General features: G+C 49.5%; 11 protein-coding genes. 10 read left to right on the top strand and 1 reads right to left on the bottom strand.

From position 1 onward, the window contains the following. Nucleotides 1–14 precede the first annotated feature (14 nt). Together NSS79_RS24520 and NSS79_RS24515 are read left to right on the top strand one after the other, a co-directional pair. Nucleotides 15–350 (top strand): hypothetical protein, encoded by a 336-nt coding sequence (locus NSS79_RS24520; protein WP_342436500.1) that lies wholly within the window; start codon nucleotides 15–17, stop codon nucleotides 348–350. Between the two features lie 36 nt (nucleotides 351–386). Then, a complete protein-coding gene (locus tag NSS79_RS24515; RefSeq protein ID WP_342436499.1) occupies nucleotides 387–872 on the top strand; it encodes a pentapeptide repeat-containing protein in 486 nt (161 codons plus the stop codon). 158 nt (nucleotides 873–1030) lie between these two features. On the opposite strand, the gene NSS79_RS24510 is transcribed toward NSS79_RS24515, so the two are convergent. Continuing rightward, entirely contained in the window at nucleotides 1031–1939 is a 909-nt protein-coding gene (locus NSS79_RS24510; RefSeq protein WP_342436498.1) for an AraC family transcriptional regulator, read from the bottom strand. Between the two features lie 221 nt (nucleotides 1940–2160). On the opposite strand from NSS79_RS24510, the gene NSS79_RS24505 reads away from it, so the two are divergent. From NSS79_RS24505 to NSS79_RS24470, 8 genes are all read left to right on the top strand, one after another. Then, nucleotides 2161–4236 (top strand): alpha-glucuronidase family glycosyl hydrolase, encoded by a 2076-nt coding sequence (locus tag NSS79_RS24505; RefSeq protein ID WP_342436497.1) that lies wholly within the window; start codon nucleotides 2161–2163, stop codon nucleotides 4234–4236. Nucleotides 4237–4249: 13 nt separating this feature from the next. Next, nucleotides 4250–5335 carry an NAD(P)-dependent alcohol dehydrogenase gene (locus NSS79_RS24500; RefSeq protein WP_342436496.1) on the top strand — a complete coding sequence of 362 codons (1086 nt, stop codon included), beginning with the start codon at nucleotides 4250–4252 and terminating at the stop codon, nucleotides 5333–5335. 48 nt (nucleotides 5336–5383) lie between these two features. Beyond that, nucleotides 5384–6178, top strand: a complete 795-nt coding sequence (locus NSS79_RS24495; protein ID WP_342436495.1) for a Nif3-like dinuclear metal center hexameric protein — start codon at nucleotides 5384–5386, stop codon at nucleotides 6176–6178. Nucleotides 6179–6407: 229 nt separating this feature from the next. Further along, nucleotides 6408–8696 (top strand): AraC family transcriptional regulator, encoded by a 2289-nt coding sequence (locus NSS79_RS24490; protein ID WP_342436494.1) that lies wholly within the window; start codon nucleotides 6408–6410, stop codon nucleotides 8694–8696. Between the two features lie 173 nt (nucleotides 8697–8869). Beyond that, nucleotides 8870–10465: an extracellular solute-binding protein gene (locus NSS79_RS24485; protein WP_342436493.1), complete on the top strand. Its 1596-nt coding sequence runs from the start codon at nucleotides 8870–8872 to the stop codon at nucleotides 10463–10465. A 79-nt stretch (nucleotides 10466–10544) separates the two neighbouring features. Next, a complete protein-coding gene (locus NSS79_RS24480; RefSeq protein WP_342436492.1) occupies nucleotides 10545–11453 on the top strand; it encodes an ABC transporter permease subunit in 909 nt (302 codons plus the stop codon). 13 nt (nucleotides 11454–11466) lie between these two features. Beyond that, nucleotides 11467–12345 carry a carbohydrate ABC transporter permease gene (locus NSS79_RS24475; protein WP_076113812.1) on the top strand — a complete coding sequence of 293 codons (879 nt, stop codon included), beginning with the start codon at nucleotides 11467–11469 and terminating at the stop codon, nucleotides 12343–12345. 44 nt (nucleotides 12346–12389) lie between these two features. Beyond that, entirely contained in the window at nucleotides 12390–15875 is a 3486-nt protein-coding gene (locus NSS79_RS24470; protein ID WP_342436491.1) for a glycoside hydrolase family 2 TIM barrel-domain containing protein, read from the top strand. Nucleotides 15876–16293 lie beyond the last annotated feature (418 nt).

The raw sequence follows: 16293 nt of genomic DNA, 5'->3' as shown, positions 1-16293 counted from the left end.
GGAGCATTGCCGCAATGAACTGGGTAAATGAACAAATCTATCATACCGGGTATGGCCATGGAATTGTCGTCAGCCATATCGACGGACGGATAAGCGTGTTATTTTCGGAAGCCATTGGTGAAAAAAGCTTTCTGTATCCGGAAGCCTTTGAGCGCTATTTGAAAACAGCCAATCCTTCTTTTCAGGAACAAGCTGCTGCAGATTTACAATTGAAAAGGGAGCAATTGGCGGCAGAAAAGATCCGCCAAGAGCAGCTCCGTATAGAAGGAATCCATAAGCTGGCTGAGGAAAAGCTTGCAGCAAAGAGCAAAGCCCGCAAGAAAGCAGCGCCGCGGAAGAAGAAAAATTAAGTATGAATAACTTTATTAATCCGGAGGAATTATCGTATGTATCAGTATGAGGATCAGGAATTTGCCGGGGTGCATTTTGATGGACGCGATTTGCGCTATGGCGAACTATTGCGCTGTATATTCAAACATTGCACCTTTATGAATACTTCTATGGAAGAGATTGATACAAGCTATTGCCGGTTTAATGAATGTGATTTTAAGGGTGCAGCGTTGAATGCCTCTATTCATAATGAATCCGCGTTTGAGAATTGCAAGTTTAATGGCGCCAACCTGTTCGTTACCAAATTTAACGCTTGTAAAATGACCGGCTCGGACTTTTTGGGCGCCCAGATGGATGGGATTACCCTGAGTCAGGGGGATTGGTCCTATACTAATCTGAGGCATACCAAGCTGGGCAAACAGGATTTGCGGGGGGCCATTCTTGAGGGGATTGATTTGAAGACGCTGAATATCCGGGGAGCACGGATGGACAGAGAGCAAGCGGTTCTTTTTATGCGCTCCTATGGTGCGAAGGTAGACTGAATTTCCCGAGTTTATCCTATATTGAATATACAAAGAAATCGCTTCTTTTTGAGATGGTTGGTGGCACTTCCATTTTACCAAAAAGGCGATTTCTTTTTTTGCGTTTTTTTAAGATTGCAGAAACTTGTTCTGCTCAAAAAACTAGGGCTGTCCTACGCTTATTCGTCCGTTGATCCCCGATACTCGCGCGGTGATTTACCGTACCAGCGTTTGAATTGCCGGCTGAAATGGGCAATATCACGGTAACCCAGAATACCCGAAATCTGGCTCACGGATAAGCTGGGGTCATCCAGAAGTACCTTTGCTTCATGAAGCATTTGCTCAGACAGAAAAACTCTGGGCGACATGCCGAAGACTTGCCGGAATACACGGTAACAATGTGAGGCGCTGATCCCAAGCTCTGCAGCAATGTCATCAATGCCGTAATGGCTGTCGTAAGGCAGTTCCAGCTTGAATTGCTGATAGACAAGTCCCTGCAGGCGGCTGCGGATCTGGTGGGCAAGCTCTACCTTCTCATAAGTAGTGGACGAAGATAAATGAGCATCAATGGAAAAGGCCTCCCACAGCTGGGCGAACAGATCGAAAACTGCGGACTGCAGCCGCATTCGCTGGGACATCGTAATACCTCCGGCAATTGACTTTGAAATCTCCACCAGTTTAGAGAGAACCGGACCTAATTTATGGGCAATGGTGCTGTCGGATTCAAAGAGAACATGATTCAGGCGGCTCAGCAGGGAGATCAGAATCTTGTCATCGATATCAAAATGAATGCAGAAATAGGTGAAGGGCTTGCCATTGCCGCTTCGACTGGAATGTGAATCTCCGGGCCTTAGCAGGACCAGATCTCCGGCCCGCTGAGTATAGCTGTGATTATTTACAATAATCAGCTGTTCTCCTTCAAGCACATAATTAAATTCGTATTGAGGGTGAGCATGGACGGGATAATCCCACTCTCCACTTACCTTTCGCAAATGCATACCGAACAGATTAAGGGTTGTTTTTACATCCGGTATAATCGTTTCGCTGATACTTTGTCCAAGTACAGGCGGCAGAAATGCTGAAACCACAAGAAGCCCCCCCATTGTGTGAGTTCGGTTTTGTCTATATCAGTATATCTGAGTTCTGCTTGATTTGGGTAAATAACTGCTTGATTTGACAATGTTCCCGGCTGCCGGCGTCAGATATGATATAGAGAAAGCGGAGGATTCTGCTGCGAACCGGTCGCTGACCCGGGAAGCTGTACACTAAGTCAAATTACTTCAGGCCAGAACAAGGAGGAATTCTGCATATGAAAGCATCCAACGATAATAAACATACTCTTGCTGACAGTGGATACAATGCCTGGTTAAGCTATCCGGTGCTGCCGCAAGGGAACGCATATCATCAATACGTGAAATGGTGCGGGGCCGTGAAGGCTGCCGAAAAGAACGATACGGTTCAGGCTGCGCTTCAGGAATGGCAAAGAGGTATTGAATCAATGCTGGGCATAAAGGTGTCATCCGAACCGGATGGGCTGTGTATTGCCATCGGTACCTTCCAGGGAGGAAATGAATTAATTTCCAGTGTGTTTGCTGAAGATACCCTTGCAAAGGTGGGCCCCGAAGGCTTTGCGATCCGATCCAGTGAAGAAAATGACTGCATTGCAGTAGGCGCTTCATCACCGGCGGGTGTTCTCTATGGTGTATTTCACCTGCTGCGCCTGATCGGCAGCCTGCAGAGCATTGAGGGGTTGGACGAGGTAGTCAATCCAGTAAATGGGCTGCGGATGATCAACCATTGGGATAATTTTGACGGCAGTGTGGAGCGGGGATATTCGGGAAGATCGTTTTTGTATGAAAACAACCGTTTCACGGACGACCTGGAGCGTATCCGCGATTATGCCCGGTTGATGTCCTCGGCAGGCATCAACGCGATTGCTATCAATAATGTGAATGTCCATGCACTTGAAACGCTGTTTATTTCGAAGTACCTGCCCGACGTTTCAAGAATCGCCGATGTGTTCAGGCTGTATGGGATCAAGCTGTTCCTGAGCGTTAATTTTGCCGGTCCGATGCATGAAGGAGAAGTAGGGACAGCCGATCCCTTGGACCCTGAAGTACGCAGGTGGTGGCAGAGTAAAGCAGCAGAAATCTATGCAGCCATCCCCGATTTTGGCGGATTTGTGGTCAAGGCCGATTCGGAGAACCGCCCGGGTCCGTTCACCTATGGCCGGGACCATGCCGACGGGGCCAACATGCTGGCCGAAGCGCTTGAACCGTTTGGCGGAATCGTGATCTGGCGCTGCTTTGTCTATAACTGCAAGCAGGATTGGCGGGACCGCAAGACCGACCGGGCCAGAGCAGCCTATGACCATTTCAAACCGCTCGACGGCAAATTTAACGATAACGTAATCCTGCAGATCAAGAACGGCCCGATGGATTTCCAGGTCAGAGAGCCTGTATCGCCACTGTTCGGGGCGCTGGAGCGGACCAATCAGGTGATTGAATTCCAGATTGCCCAGGAATATACCGGCCAGCAGCGCCATGTCTGTTATCTGGTCCCCCAATGGAAAGAGATCATGGAATTCAACACCTATGCCAAAGGAGAGGTTTCCCCTGTAAAGCATATCGTGGATGGATCACTATGGGGCAACCGTTACAGTGGTATTGCAGCGGTTTCCAATGTGGGCAATGACAAGAATTGGACCGGCCATCTGCTGGCACAGGCGAATCTGTACGGATACGGACGTCTGGCCTGGAATCCGGAGCTGACGGCAGAGCAAATCGCCAGTGAATGGATCTCGCTGACCTTTGGCACAGACCCGGTAGTATCAGGCGTCATTAGCCGGATTTTGCTTGATTCGTGGGAGATTTATGAATCCTACACGGCACCGCTGGGCGTAGGCTGGATGATCAATCCGGAGCATCATTATGGACCGAATGTCGACGGTTATGAATATTCGCAGTGGGGCACCTATCATTATGCCGACCATCGGGGAATCGGTGTAGACCGGACGGTTAAGACAGGCACTGGCTACAGTGCCCAATATATAGGCAGCAATGCTGAGCACTATGATTCTCTGGAGGAATGCCCCGATGAATTGCTGCTGTTCTTCCACCATGTTCCATATACCCATGTGCTTCATTCCGGGAAAACCGTGATCCAGCATATTTATGATGCCCACTTCGAAGGTGCGGAGCGTGCAGCAGAGCTGTTGTCGATGTGGACCAGTCTAAAGGACAAGGTTGCAGAAGGTCTTTACCTGCAGGTGGAGGAACGCCTGAAGGAGCAGGCCGGTCATGCCAAGGAATGGCGCGACCAGATCAATACGTACTTTTACCGGAAGAGCGGCATCGAAGATAACAGCAAACGGGTCATTTACTGAGGGGGGAACGGACATGAGCAAGCATTCACAAGTCACAAGACAAGATAAGCTGCCCTTGACCATGAAAGGAGCGGTCATGGACAAACCCGGGAGCATCGTAATTAAGGAAGTGCCGGTACCGGAGGTTGGCGATCATGAAGTGCTCGTCCAGGTTATGGCCGTTGGCGTATGCGGCTCGGATCTGCACTACTATGAGCATGGCCGGATTGGGCGGTTTGTAGTGGAGAAGCCGATTATTCTGGGGCATGAATGTGCGGGAGTTATTGTTGCCGCAGGAGATAAGGTAACCAAAGTAGTCATCGGAGACCGTGTTGCAGTTGAACCGGGAGTGACCTGCGGACACTGCAGCGCCTGCAAGGCTGGAAGATACAATCTTTGCCCCGATGTCCAGTTCCTTGCGACACCTCCTGTAGACGGAGCATTCGTACAGTATCTGGCGATCCGCGAGGATATGGTGTTCAGGATTCCCGATCATTTGTCTTTTGAAGAAGCGGCTTTAAATGAACCTTTCTCGGTAGGCATCCACGCGGCCAAACGAAGCCGGCTGCAGGCAGGTGAGACGGTGGCGATCATGGGGATGGGGCCTGTCGGGCTGATGGCGGTTGCGGCAGCCAAATCCCATGGCGCCTCCCGGATTATTGTGACCGATCTGGAGGAGGTCAGACTGGAGGCGGCGCTGCGCCTTGGAGCGACGCATGCGATCAATATCAGGAAAGAGGACGCGGTAGAGACCATCAAGCAATTAACGGATGGGGCGGGCGTAGATGTGGCCTGGGAGACTGCCGGTAATCCGAAGGCGCTGCAGTCGGCACTATATTCCATACGGCGCGGGGGAAGGCTGGCTATCGTAGGTCTGCCTGCACAGGATGAGATACCGCTTAATGTGCCCTTTATTGCGGATAACGAAATAGACATTTACGGCATCTTCCGATATGCCAATACGTACCCCAAAGGAATCGGATTTTTGGCTTCGGGAGACGTGGACGCAGGAGTGTTAATTACAGACCGTTACCCGCTGGCAGAAACCCGCGAAGCGCTCGAACGGGCCATTCATAACAAAAGCGGCAGCCTGAAGGTTATTGTATATCCCAATGAATAGACCAGAGTCTCGATGAGGCTTATGCTCACAAAATATTAGGAGGGCATAATGACACCTACTTTCGGATGCATTATAGATAAATTAACGGCAGGAATTGCTACGCCTGATGGAACTGTAGACAAGCTGGAGCCAGGATGCCTGGAGACGAAGGTGCAGGGAATCGTTACAGCCTTCTCCGCTTCACAGTATGTCATAGAACAGGCTATTGCTTTGGGCGCCAATTTGATCATCACGCACGAAGGCGTTTTTTTTAGTCATCAGGATCACCGGGAATGGCTCATGCATGACCCTGTATATAAGCAAAAAGCTGATCTGATCGCAGGCTCGGGACTGGGAATTTACCGGTTTCATGATTACCTGCACCGCTATACACCGGATGGGATCATTGAAGGCCTTCTCCGGGCGCTGGATTGGCAGAAATATGTTTCGTCACATCAGCCCGCTGCCTCCATTCTGACTATGCCTGCTATGAAGGTTGCGGAGGTTGCGGAATATCTGAAACGGCAGCTTCAAATTCCTTACTTGCGTGTAGCAGGCAGCCTCTCAACTTCATGCCGCAGAGTAGGAATACTGGTCGGTTACAGGGGCAGCGGTGCCACTGTGATCCCCTTATTTGAACAAGAGTCCCTCGATTTAATCATAGCCGGAGAAGGTCCGGAGTGGGAGACTCCAGAGTATATAAGAGATGCAGCCCATCAAGGGCGGGAGAAAGCCTTGATTATGCTGGGCCATGCAGAGAGTGAAGCGTCCGGCATGAGTTATCTGGCAGAGCGGCTGTCATCGCAGTTTCCACAACTTCCGGTCCACTTTGTTAAAGACCAGCCGGTGTTTCAAATCGTATAAAGCCCGAAACCTCTTTTGAAGCAAAAGGACGGAGGAACAGCCTGTTCACTCCTTGTATCCTCCTGCCGATAAAGAGGTTTTGAGTTTTCACTGCAATAGGCTATTGCAAAAGCGGAAGTTTACAAATAATCAATCAGGTTCATTTTGTAGATTGCCCTCCGGGTCATTTATATATATAGTTGAAATCTAGCAAGGACAGAGGCTAAGACACCGTAAGGGAGTGCGGAATATGAAGCAAAAAAAGTTGATGTTCAGCAAAAGTGTGGCCTACAAATGGATTGTCTCCTATGCTGTGATTATGCTTATTCCGCTTATTGTTAGCGCTATTATATATCTGCAAACTAAACAAATCGTTGAATATGAAATTGAGCGGGCAGGCCATGCGATGCTGAAGCAGATGCAAAATACGGTCGACAGTGAGATTGATCAGGCTGAGAAGATGGCTATGCAGTTGTCCATTCATAATGATGTGAATAAATACTTGAACATGACAACCAAGGAAGAGAAGAGTCAATCCTTTCAGATTTACAAAACCCGTCAGGAGTTAAGCAAATATAAATCGACAAATGATTTTGTGAGCGGAATTTATTTGTATTCAAGCCGTCTGGACAAAGTGCTGACGGATGAGACCTATGTAGACAGTCAAACCTTTTATGAGATGAACCGTCAAATGATCGGTATGCCTTATGAAGAGTGGTTGTCACTGTTGAAGGGTGAGTCTGCCGGGGGCAAGGCATTGACCCCTTTCACCCAATTCAAACGTTGGGAAACCAAGGTTGTTTTAATGAAGCCTTTCTCAAGCGCCGGAGCGGAAAATGCATTTAAGGGGGCACTTATCCTTCCGCTGAACGGCAGTAAAATTCAAAGTATGCTGAAAAATGTGGATTGGGTCAATAAGGGTGATGTGTATATTGTAGATAAGAATAATCAAATTTTGTTCCAGAATAACAGCCTGGCCGGCTTTCAGAACGTGCCGTACACCGAAGAAGGCGGCAAAAAAGCAGGAACCTCTTTCATAAATATCGCCGGAACTGAAAACATGGTATCTTTTATCGATTCGGACACAACAGACTGGAAATATATAAGCGTCTTTCCTTCAAGTGTGTTTTGGGAAAAAGCGCGGGAAATCCGCAATCTGAACCTGTTCGGGCTGCTGCTCTGCTTTTTGGTCGGAGGCGGCGTGATTTCTTATTTTGCCCGCAAGAACTATAATCCTGTACGCGAATTAGTGAATATGTTCTCGGGTGCCAAGGATGAGCGGACACAGCGGGTGCTGGATGAGTTTTCCTTCATCAGGGAGAGCGCTTTGGCCACCATCCGTGAAAGAGATGACATTAACAACCGGCAGTTCAGGCAGCTTCGTGTCCTGCAAACCTATTATTTATCCCGTCTGCTTAAAGGGCAGGCTGAAGATGGATTGTCGGTGGAGGAAGCGGCAAGACTGCATCATTTTAAATGGGATTCTGAGGATTTCGCGGTGCTGCTGTTCTATATCCAGGGCGGGGGAGAAGGCAGTCCTTCACCAAGCCTTTCCAATTTCATCGTTTCCAATATCATCACGGACTTCACCGGCGGGCATCATAGTCTAAGCTTTACCGAAATGGACGGCATGCTGGCAGCTGTAATCAATATCAATGCTGAACGTTCAGCCAGCTGGAAAGAGGATATTGAGGAAGCACTGACCAAAACACTGGAGTTTATTGACCGGAAGTACCGTCTGCAGATTGTTATGGCCGGAAGTGAGCGCCACACCGGACTGAACAGCCTGCACCAGGGTTATCTTCAGGCGCTGGAGGCTCAGGAATACCGGCTGGTGCTGGAAGAGAATCTGTCTATTTGGTATGGGGAAATTGAGCCGCAGGAAACGGATTATTACCTCTCCATCAATGATGAAGTCGTATTTATTAACCTGATTAAAAGCGGGGAGTTTGATAAAGCATCAGCTATGGTGGATGCCATTCTGGCACAGTTTTTCGGTTCCCAGGTGTCCATTGAGCTTGTGAGGTATGCGATGATTGATTTGACCAGCTCGATTATGAAGGCAATTCCTCAAGAGGCCCAGCGGTCTAAGCTGTGGGAAGAATGGCGTCCAATGAAACGTCTATTAGTCTGCACAACACGCGGGGAATTCCGGCAAGAGCTGATGGAGCTGACGCGGATGGCCTGCGGTATGGCTAATGAGAAGCTGACTCTGATGACCAATACCGGAATTGGGGAAGAGGTATCTGCGTATGTGAAGGACAATTATGCGGATATCAATCTCAGCGTATCTATGATCGGCGCCCATTTCGGCATTACTCCCCAGTACGTATCCAGGTTATTTAAGGAACAAACCGGGCAAGGGCTGCATGATTACATCAGCCAGATCCGCACCGGTGAGGCCAAAACGCTGCTGCAGGAGGGGGTCACTATTGAAGAAATATCCTCCCGGGTCGGTTTCTCCAGCAGCAGTGCGTTTATCCGGGTATTCAAAAAATATGAAGGCATCACGCCTGGCCGATATAAGAATCTGCAATAAACAAACTGGATCTTCAATTTCCAAAAAGGAGGATAGGGACTCAAAATGCCTATCCGCTTTTTGCGTTTTGATCAATGGATTTTGCATATTGAACATTGTTTGCCCGTATAAATCCGCTTACATTGTAGAGGCAACAAGTCATCAAATCACATTAAACGGAGGTCGTCATGTTGATGAAAACATTCAAAAAGAAAAAAATTCACCAATCGGTTATCCTGTTGTTGGGTCTTGCTCTGCTGTCAGCCGGATGCGGCAATTCAAGCAATGGCAATAATGAAAGCGCTTCTAACCCTCCTTCCAATGAAACGCCTGCCGCAGAATTCGCTTATCCGATGTCTGGCAGCACGGAGCTCACCTTTATGAACGAACAATTGGGAGGTACTCCGGAAAAACTGCCTATTGATGACGAATATGAAAAGCGTACAGGGATTAAAATCAAGCATTTAGGCGGAACACCCATGACTGACCAGAAATTCAGCCTGCTGCTAGCCTCGGGTGAGCTGCCGGATATTTTTCTGAATACATGGCTGCAGTATCCGGGCGGTCCGGATAAAGCGGTAGAGCAAGGGTACATTCTGAAGCTGAATGACCTGATTGATCAATATGCACCCAATTTGAAGAAGACGCTCCAGGAGCATCCTGAAATCGATAAAATGATCAAAACGGATGACGGCACTTATTATGCCTTCCCGTTCATCCGCTCCGAGGCCGGACGGGTATATGGCGGCCCTATTATCCGCAAGGATTGGCTTGATGAGCTGAACTTGGCTGTTCCGGAAACGATTGATGAATGGCATACGGTGCTGACTGCTTTTAAAGAAAAGAAAAATGCCGCTGCGCCTGTAACATTCCGTACGATGTTTCTGGGCGAACGGACCGGCGGTTTTGCCGGGGCCTATGGAGTGATGGGGAACTTTTATATCAATGACGGAAAAGTAGTGTACGGTTACCTGGAGCCCGGATATAAGGATTATCTGACAACGATGGCTCAGTGGTATAAAGAAGGGCTGATTGACAAGGACTTTGCTTCGATTGATTCGGCTACGGTAGACAAGAAGATGACCTCCAAAGTAAGCGGGGCAACGATTGGCTGGCAGTTCTATATCGAGAAGTACAACTCTGCTGCACAGGAAACCGATCCGAACGCCAATTTTGTGGCGGCTCCTTATCCGTCTGCTGCCAAAGGCCAGCTCCCCGAGTTCGGACAACTGGATAATGCCTATGCGGGCACCAGCTCAGCCGCAATATCGGCCACTGCCAAAAATGTCGAAGCGGCGATGCGCTGGCTGGACTACGCCTACACCGAGGAAGGCAGCCTGCTGAATACGTTTGGCGTTGAAGGCACTACGTATACTCTGGAGAACGGCAAACCTGCATATACCGATCTGGTGGTTAAAAATCCGGAAGGTCTCGGCAGTGATCAGGTCATGATGAAATACTCGCACGGAACCAATTTCCCGATGATCCAGCAGGACAATAATCTGCCAGCTAAATATTTGCAAACCACAGAATCCATCGATATCTGGAAGAAAACCAATCATGAAAGCCATCTGCTTCCACCGATTACACCAACAGCCGAGGAAGCTGATGAAATGAGCAGTATTATGAATGACATTAACGCGCTTGTAAAAGAGATCGAGCTCAAAATTATTCTGGGTACCGAATCCGTTGATAATTACGATAAATATGTTCAGCAGTTGAAAGATATGGGCATTGAGCGGGCACTGGAGATTCAGCAGGCAGCTTATGAGCGTTACATGAAACGGTAGACCCTGTCAGCAGGGGCCGCTATAAATAGGATAAAATGGGCGGCCCCTTCTTAAGTACTGCAGCAAAGGAGAGAAAGTTATGCTGAAAACCAGATTGGGCAAAGATTTATTGCGCAATAAATGGCTCTACCTGATGATTCTTCCGGTGGTAATTTACTATGTTCTATTTCACTATGTTCCTTTATATGGAACCATTATTGCCTTCAAGCAATTTGTTCCGGCTAAAGGGATTCTGGGCAGCGATTGGGTCGGATTCAAGCATTTTGAGGAGTTTTTCTCCAGCATTTACTTTTTTCGCGTAATTAAGAATACGGTTTTGCTGAGTTTTTTCAACCTGCTATTCGGGTTTCCCGCACCTATTATTCTGGCATTATTGCTGAATGAATTAAAAAGCCCGCTTTTCCGGCGGATTACACAGACGATCACTTACATGCCGCATTTTATTACACTGGTGGTTGTAGCCGGAATCATCCGGTATTTTACCTTATCCGATGGTCTGATTAATGATGTCATTGCCTTTTTTGGCGGCGCCCGGATCTCCTTCCTGCAGCAACCGGAATCCTTCCGCCCCATTTATATAATCAGTGAAATATGGCAGCAGATCGGGTGGGGAACCATCATTTATCTGGCGGCCATCACCGGAATTGACCAGCAGCAGTATGAGGCTGCCAAGATTGACGGAGCGACGAAGCTGCAGCAGATCCGCCACGTTACGCTGCCGGGTATTCTTCCGACCATTATGATTATGCTGATTCTGGCGCTGGGGAATATCATGAACGTCGGTTTCGAGAAGATCATTCTCTTATACAGTGCCAGTATCTATGAGACGGCGGATGTCATATCCACCTATGTTTACCGTAAAGGGATTTTGGAATTCAGCTACAGCTACAGCGCGGCGGTGGGACTATTCAACTCCGTGATCAACTTCACCATTTTGCTGCTCGCCAACTCTTTCAGTAAACGTGCTAGTAACAACAGTCTTTGGTAAGGGGTGGACAACGATGATTAAAACGTCGCTCGGTGAACGTATTTTTGACATTTGCAATACCATTATTATGGTGCTGCTGATTATTCTGACGCTGTATCCTATGCTCTATATCCTCTTCTCTTCCTTAAGTGAAGGCAACCAACTGATTTCGTTCAATGGCATCCTGCTGTGGCCGCAAGGGTTTTCCCTGGAGGGCTACAAGGCAGTTCTTAGCAATCCTACGATCCTGTCAGGTTTCAAAAACACTCTTTTCATATTAGTAGTGGGGCTCGGGATTAATATGACGCTTACCTCTCTCGGAGCCTATTTTCTGTCCCGGGAAGGGGTAATGCTGCAGAAGCCGATCATGTTCTTTATCGTGTTTACGATGTTTTTTCAGGGAGGACTGGTCCCCTTCTATCTGATTGTGAAATCTTACGGGCTGTTGGACTCCTTATGGGCGCTTATTCTGCCTACGGCTGTCAGCACCTTTAACTTAATCATTATGCGGACCTATTTTATGGCCATTCCGAAGGAGCTGGAGGAGTCCGCATTTCTGGACGGAGCCGGTCATTTTACGATCCTGTTCCGGATCTTCATTCCGCTGTCCATGCCGGTTGTTGCTGTACTGATTCTCTATTATGGCGTGGGCCATTGGAACAGCTGGTTTAATGCAATGATCTTTCTGCGGGATCAGGATCTCTATCCGATACAGCTTGTGGTCAGAAACATTATTCTCGAGAACGACAATGCCAGCATGCTTGGGACCACAACCCTGATCCAGAGCCGCGACGTTGCCGAGACATTAAAATATGCGGCCATCATCGTGACAACGGCACCTATTTTGCTCCTGTATCCCTTTTTGCAGAAATATTTTGTTAAAGGTGTTATGGTGGGAGCATTGAAAGGATAATTAATTGCACTCTGCAATCCACAAACGGGGGGAATCTTATCCATATGAGTATCAAAAGAAAACTGAATGCTGGCTGGCATTTCAGTAAACAGCCGCTTCATTCGGAGCTGGTGAAGGTAGCCGCTGATGCGGACTGGATGCCGGTTTCGCTGCCTCATGATTGGCTGATCTACAACACTCAAGGGCTCTATGAAAACGGAGAAGGCTGGTACCGCAAAATCCTCACCCTGGACGAAGTGCCAGCCCACAGCCGCCTGTCCCTGCGTTTTGAGGGAGTGTATATGAATTCTATGCTTTACGTGAACGGACATGAGGCGGGTGAATGGAAATACGGATACTCGACCTTTGAATTCGATATTACCCCTTATCTGATTGAGGGAGACAATACGATTAATATGCGTATCATTCACGAATCACCCAATTCCCGCTGGTACTCAGGTGCCGGGATCTACCGCTCCGTGTGGCTGAAGACCTATCCGAAGACCCACATAGCACCCGATGGCATTTATATTGCCGCCCGGCATGCGGGCGGCGAAGCCTGGACAGTCGATGTGGACTGCGAGCTGCAGGTGGAAGAAGGAGCGGAAACATCAGGCCTGAAGCTCCGCCACACCATTCTGGACGCGGGCGGAACGGCAATCGCACAAGGGGAATCTGCGCTCCCAGCGCAGGACGGCGGTCTTATCGTTCATGCCTACAGCCGTCTGACCGTGGACCGGCCAGTGCTCTGGGATATCGGCAATCCCTGTCTGTATACACTCCAGACGGAGCTGCTGGATCAGGATGAAGTTACCGAAGAAGAACGGCAAAGCTTCGGATTCCGCCGGGTGGAATTGGACAGTGAGAGAGGTTTCTTCCTGAACGGCAACCACGTCAAAATTTACGGTGTGTGCCAGCACCATGACCTTGGCTGTCTGGGCGCTGCCGTCAACAAGGCTGCGCTGCGGCGGCAGTTCGTCCTGCTGCAGGAAATGGGTGTGAACGCTATCCGCACCGCGCATAACATGCCTGCGGTTGAATTGATGGAACTGGCGGACGAAATGGGTATGCTTATCGTCTCGGAAGCCTTCGACATGTGGGAGCGCAGCAAAACTCCCTATGATTACGCCCGTTTCTTCCCGGAGTGGTGGAAGAAGGATGTGGCCAGCTGGGTACGGAGGGACCGTAACCATCCCAGTCTCATCATGTGGAGTATCGGCAATGAGATCTACGACACCCATGCCGATGCCCGCGGCCAGGAGCTCACAAGGCAGCTGCAGGCTGAGGTGCTCTTCCATGATCCCCGGAGCAACGCCTTCGTAACGATTGGCTCCAACTACATGCCTTGGGAGAATGCGCAGAAATGCGCCGATATTGTCAAGGTGGCGGGATACAACTACGGGGAGAAATATTATGACCGCCAGCATCAGGAGCATCCGGACTGGATCATCTATGGCAGCGAGACCTGTTCAACCGTACAGAGCCGGGGGATCTATCATTTCCCGCTGGCCCAGCCCGTGCTGGCCGACGATGATCAGCAGTGCTCCTCCCTCGGCAACAGCTCAACCAGCTGGGGAGCCAAAAGCACGGAGGCCTGCATCACGGCCGACCGCGATGCCAGCTATTCACTCGGACAGTTTCTGTGGACCGGCTTCGATTATATAGGAGAGCCGACTCCGTACTTCACCAAAAACTCCTACTTCGGACAATTGGACACGGCGGGATTTCCTAAGGATGCTTATTACATTTATCAAGCGGAATGGACGGATTACAGAACCCATCCGATGATCCACATTTTCCCGTACTGGGACTTTTCGGAGGGGCAGCTCATTGATGTCCGGGTTTGCTCGAATGCTCCGCGGATCGAGCTGTTCTTCAATGATGTATCCCAAGGCACCTATGACATTGATCATGTCAATGGCCACAAGCTGCTTGGAGAATGGCAGCTGCCTTATGCTCCGGGAGTCCTCCGTGCTGTTGCCTATGATGATCTGGGCAATGTGATCGCTACGGAGCAGCAATCCTCCTTTGGTGATGCCGCCTTTCTGGTCCTGACTCCCGATAAGCAGCAAATTACGGCTGATGGTGAGGATCTGATCTTTGTTACGATTACCGCAGCTGACAAGGAAGGTCTTCCGGTGGCAAACGCCAATAACCGGGTTAGCCTTAGTATAGAAGGCCCCGGACGTCTGGTTGGTCTGGATAACGGCGATAGCACCGACTACGATTCATACAAGGGTGTAAGCCGCAAGATGTTCAGCGGCAAGTTGCTCGCTGTGATTGCCGGCACCCGGGAGGCGGGCACGATCCTCCTGCGTGCTTCTTCGCCGGAAATGCCTTCCGCCGGGCTTGTGCTGCAGTCCGCAGCACCGGAGCATGGAACTGCTGCGGAAGACCGGTTATACCTCTATGCGGACTGTCCTTTGGAGGCAAGGGAAGAACCGGAAGAAATTCAAAGCAGTCTGGCTGCGGAAATTCCTGTGCGCAAGCTGGAATTGATCTGTCCTGAGGGCAATGTCCTTACTGCGGAGCATCCTGCGCTTCCGGTTCGTGTGAAGCTTCATCCGGAGAATGCTACCTTTCAGGATGTAGAGTGGCGCATTACCAATGCCGGAGGGATAGATGCCAATATAGCGACTATTGAGGCGGATGGTCATGAAGCGGTCATTACCGGTCTTGGAGATGGGGATGTGTATATCCGCTGCGGCACTGCCAACAGTGCTGAGGGGATTCGGCTCTATTCGCAAATGGAATTCAAGCTCACCGGGCTAGGGCAAGCTTATCTGGACCCCTATGAATTTATATCCGCCGGCTATCACAGCGGCGCCAGCCTTAACCTGACCAACGGCAACGATCGCGGTGTGGCTACGGCGCGGGAAGGGGAGAGCCGGATCTGTTTCGAACGGATTGATTTCGGCGACTACGGGGCGGATGAAATCATTCTTCCTATTTTCTCCCTGGACGGCGAAGAGTTCCCGATTGAAATTTGGGAAGGCATTCCCGGAGAACCGGGGGCCGGGCTGCTGTCCATCGTAACCTATCAGAAGCCGTCACAATGGAATGTATATCAGGAGGAAACCTACAAGCTGCCCAAACGTTTGACGGGCATCACTTCCCTCTCCTTTGTCCTGCGGCGGAAGATACATCTGAAAGGGTTCCGCTTTGTCCACAAGCGCAAAGCCTACGAACGGCTCGCCGCTCTTGAGAACAGCCGGATTTACGGAGACACCTTCAACGTCACGGAGACAGCTATCGAAGGCATCGGGAACAACGTCTCTCTCGTGTTTGACGGCATGGACTTTGGAGAGCAGGTTTGTACACGGATTGTAATCTGCGGGCGCTCTGCACTTGAGAACAATACGCTTCATCTGCTGTTCAGCGGTTCCGGGGGCGAATCCAAGCAGCTTGTGGAGTTTGCCGGTTCAGACGGCTACACAGAGCGGGAATTTATCCTCGAGCCTGTAAGTGGCAGCCGGACAGTAACCTTCATGTTCCTGCCAGGCAGCCAGTTTGACTTCCAGTGGTTTCAGTTCCGGTCTTCTGCTGTTTAAGACAATAAATGCTATATAGATTGAACTTAAAAACTGAGATAAGGAAAAGGAGCAATGGAGGGGGATTTTGGAACTGGAGGAGCGGTAGTGTCCGCCTGAAAGCTTTCCGAAGGAAAGCTATCATCGAAAGCATAAGCAGTCTTCGGATTTCTACCGCTAATAGCGGTTAAAATCAAGAAATTTGAAGACAACAGCGGCCGGAAGTCCAAATATTCACCGTAGTTGCGACTGATCCTGTACTCTAAAACCTTAAGTTCAATCTATATAACTCAAAAAAACGCAAGATACCCACAAAGGCGGGGGTCTTGCGTTTTTTTATTTGCGCATGTGGAAAGGGGGACTGCTGACCCAACAATTGTTGACAGTGTAGCTTAACAATCGACAATCGGGACGAAAAGATCGGAGAAGTTTGTAGCTA

It is taken from the genome of Paenibacillus sp. FSL L8-0436 (genome assembly GCF_038593025.1).
Classification (GTDB): Bacteria; Bacillota; Bacilli; order Paenibacillales; family Paenibacillaceae; genus Paenibacillus_AQ.
The sequence above is the reverse complement of the archived record's forward strand: the minus strand, read 5'-3'. Positions and strand labels throughout refer to the sequence as shown.

Excerpts from the sequence above, each read along its gene's own strand:
- NSS79_RS24505 (WP_342436497.1), top strand. The coding sequence starts at position 2,161 with ATGAAAGCATCCAACGATAATAAACATACTCTTGCTGACAGTGGATAC.
- NSS79_RS24475 (WP_076113812.1), top strand. The coding sequence starts at position 11,467 with ATGATTAAAACGTCGCTCGGTGAACGTATTTTTGACATTTGCAATACC.
- NSS79_RS24500 (WP_342436496.1), top strand. The coding sequence starts at position 4,250 with ATGAGCAAGCATTCACAAGTCACAAGACAAGATAAGCTGCCCTTGACC.
- NSS79_RS24520 (WP_342436500.1), top strand. The coding sequence starts at position 15 with ATGAACTGGGTAAATGAACAAATCTATCATACCGGGTATGGCCATGGA.
- NSS79_RS24495 (WP_342436495.1), top strand. The coding sequence starts at position 5,384 with ATGACACCTACTTTCGGATGCATTATAGATAAATTAACGGCAGGAATT.
- NSS79_RS24470 (WP_342436491.1), top strand. The coding sequence starts at position 12,390 with ATGAGTATCAAAAGAAAACTGAATGCTGGCTGGCATTTCAGTAAACAG.
- NSS79_RS24485 (WP_342436493.1), top strand. The coding sequence starts at position 8,870 with ATGAAAACATTCAAAAAGAAAAAAATTCACCAATCGGTTATCCTGTTG.
- NSS79_RS24490 (WP_342436494.1), top strand. The coding sequence starts at position 6,408 with ATGAAGCAAAAAAAGTTGATGTTCAGCAAAAGTGTGGCCTACAAATGG.
- NSS79_RS24515 (WP_342436499.1), top strand. The coding sequence starts at position 387 with ATGTATCAGTATGAGGATCAGGAATTTGCCGGGGTGCATTTTGATGGA.
- NSS79_RS24480 (WP_342436492.1), top strand. The coding sequence starts at position 10,545 with ATGCTGAAAACCAGATTGGGCAAAGATTTATTGCGCAATAAATGGCTC.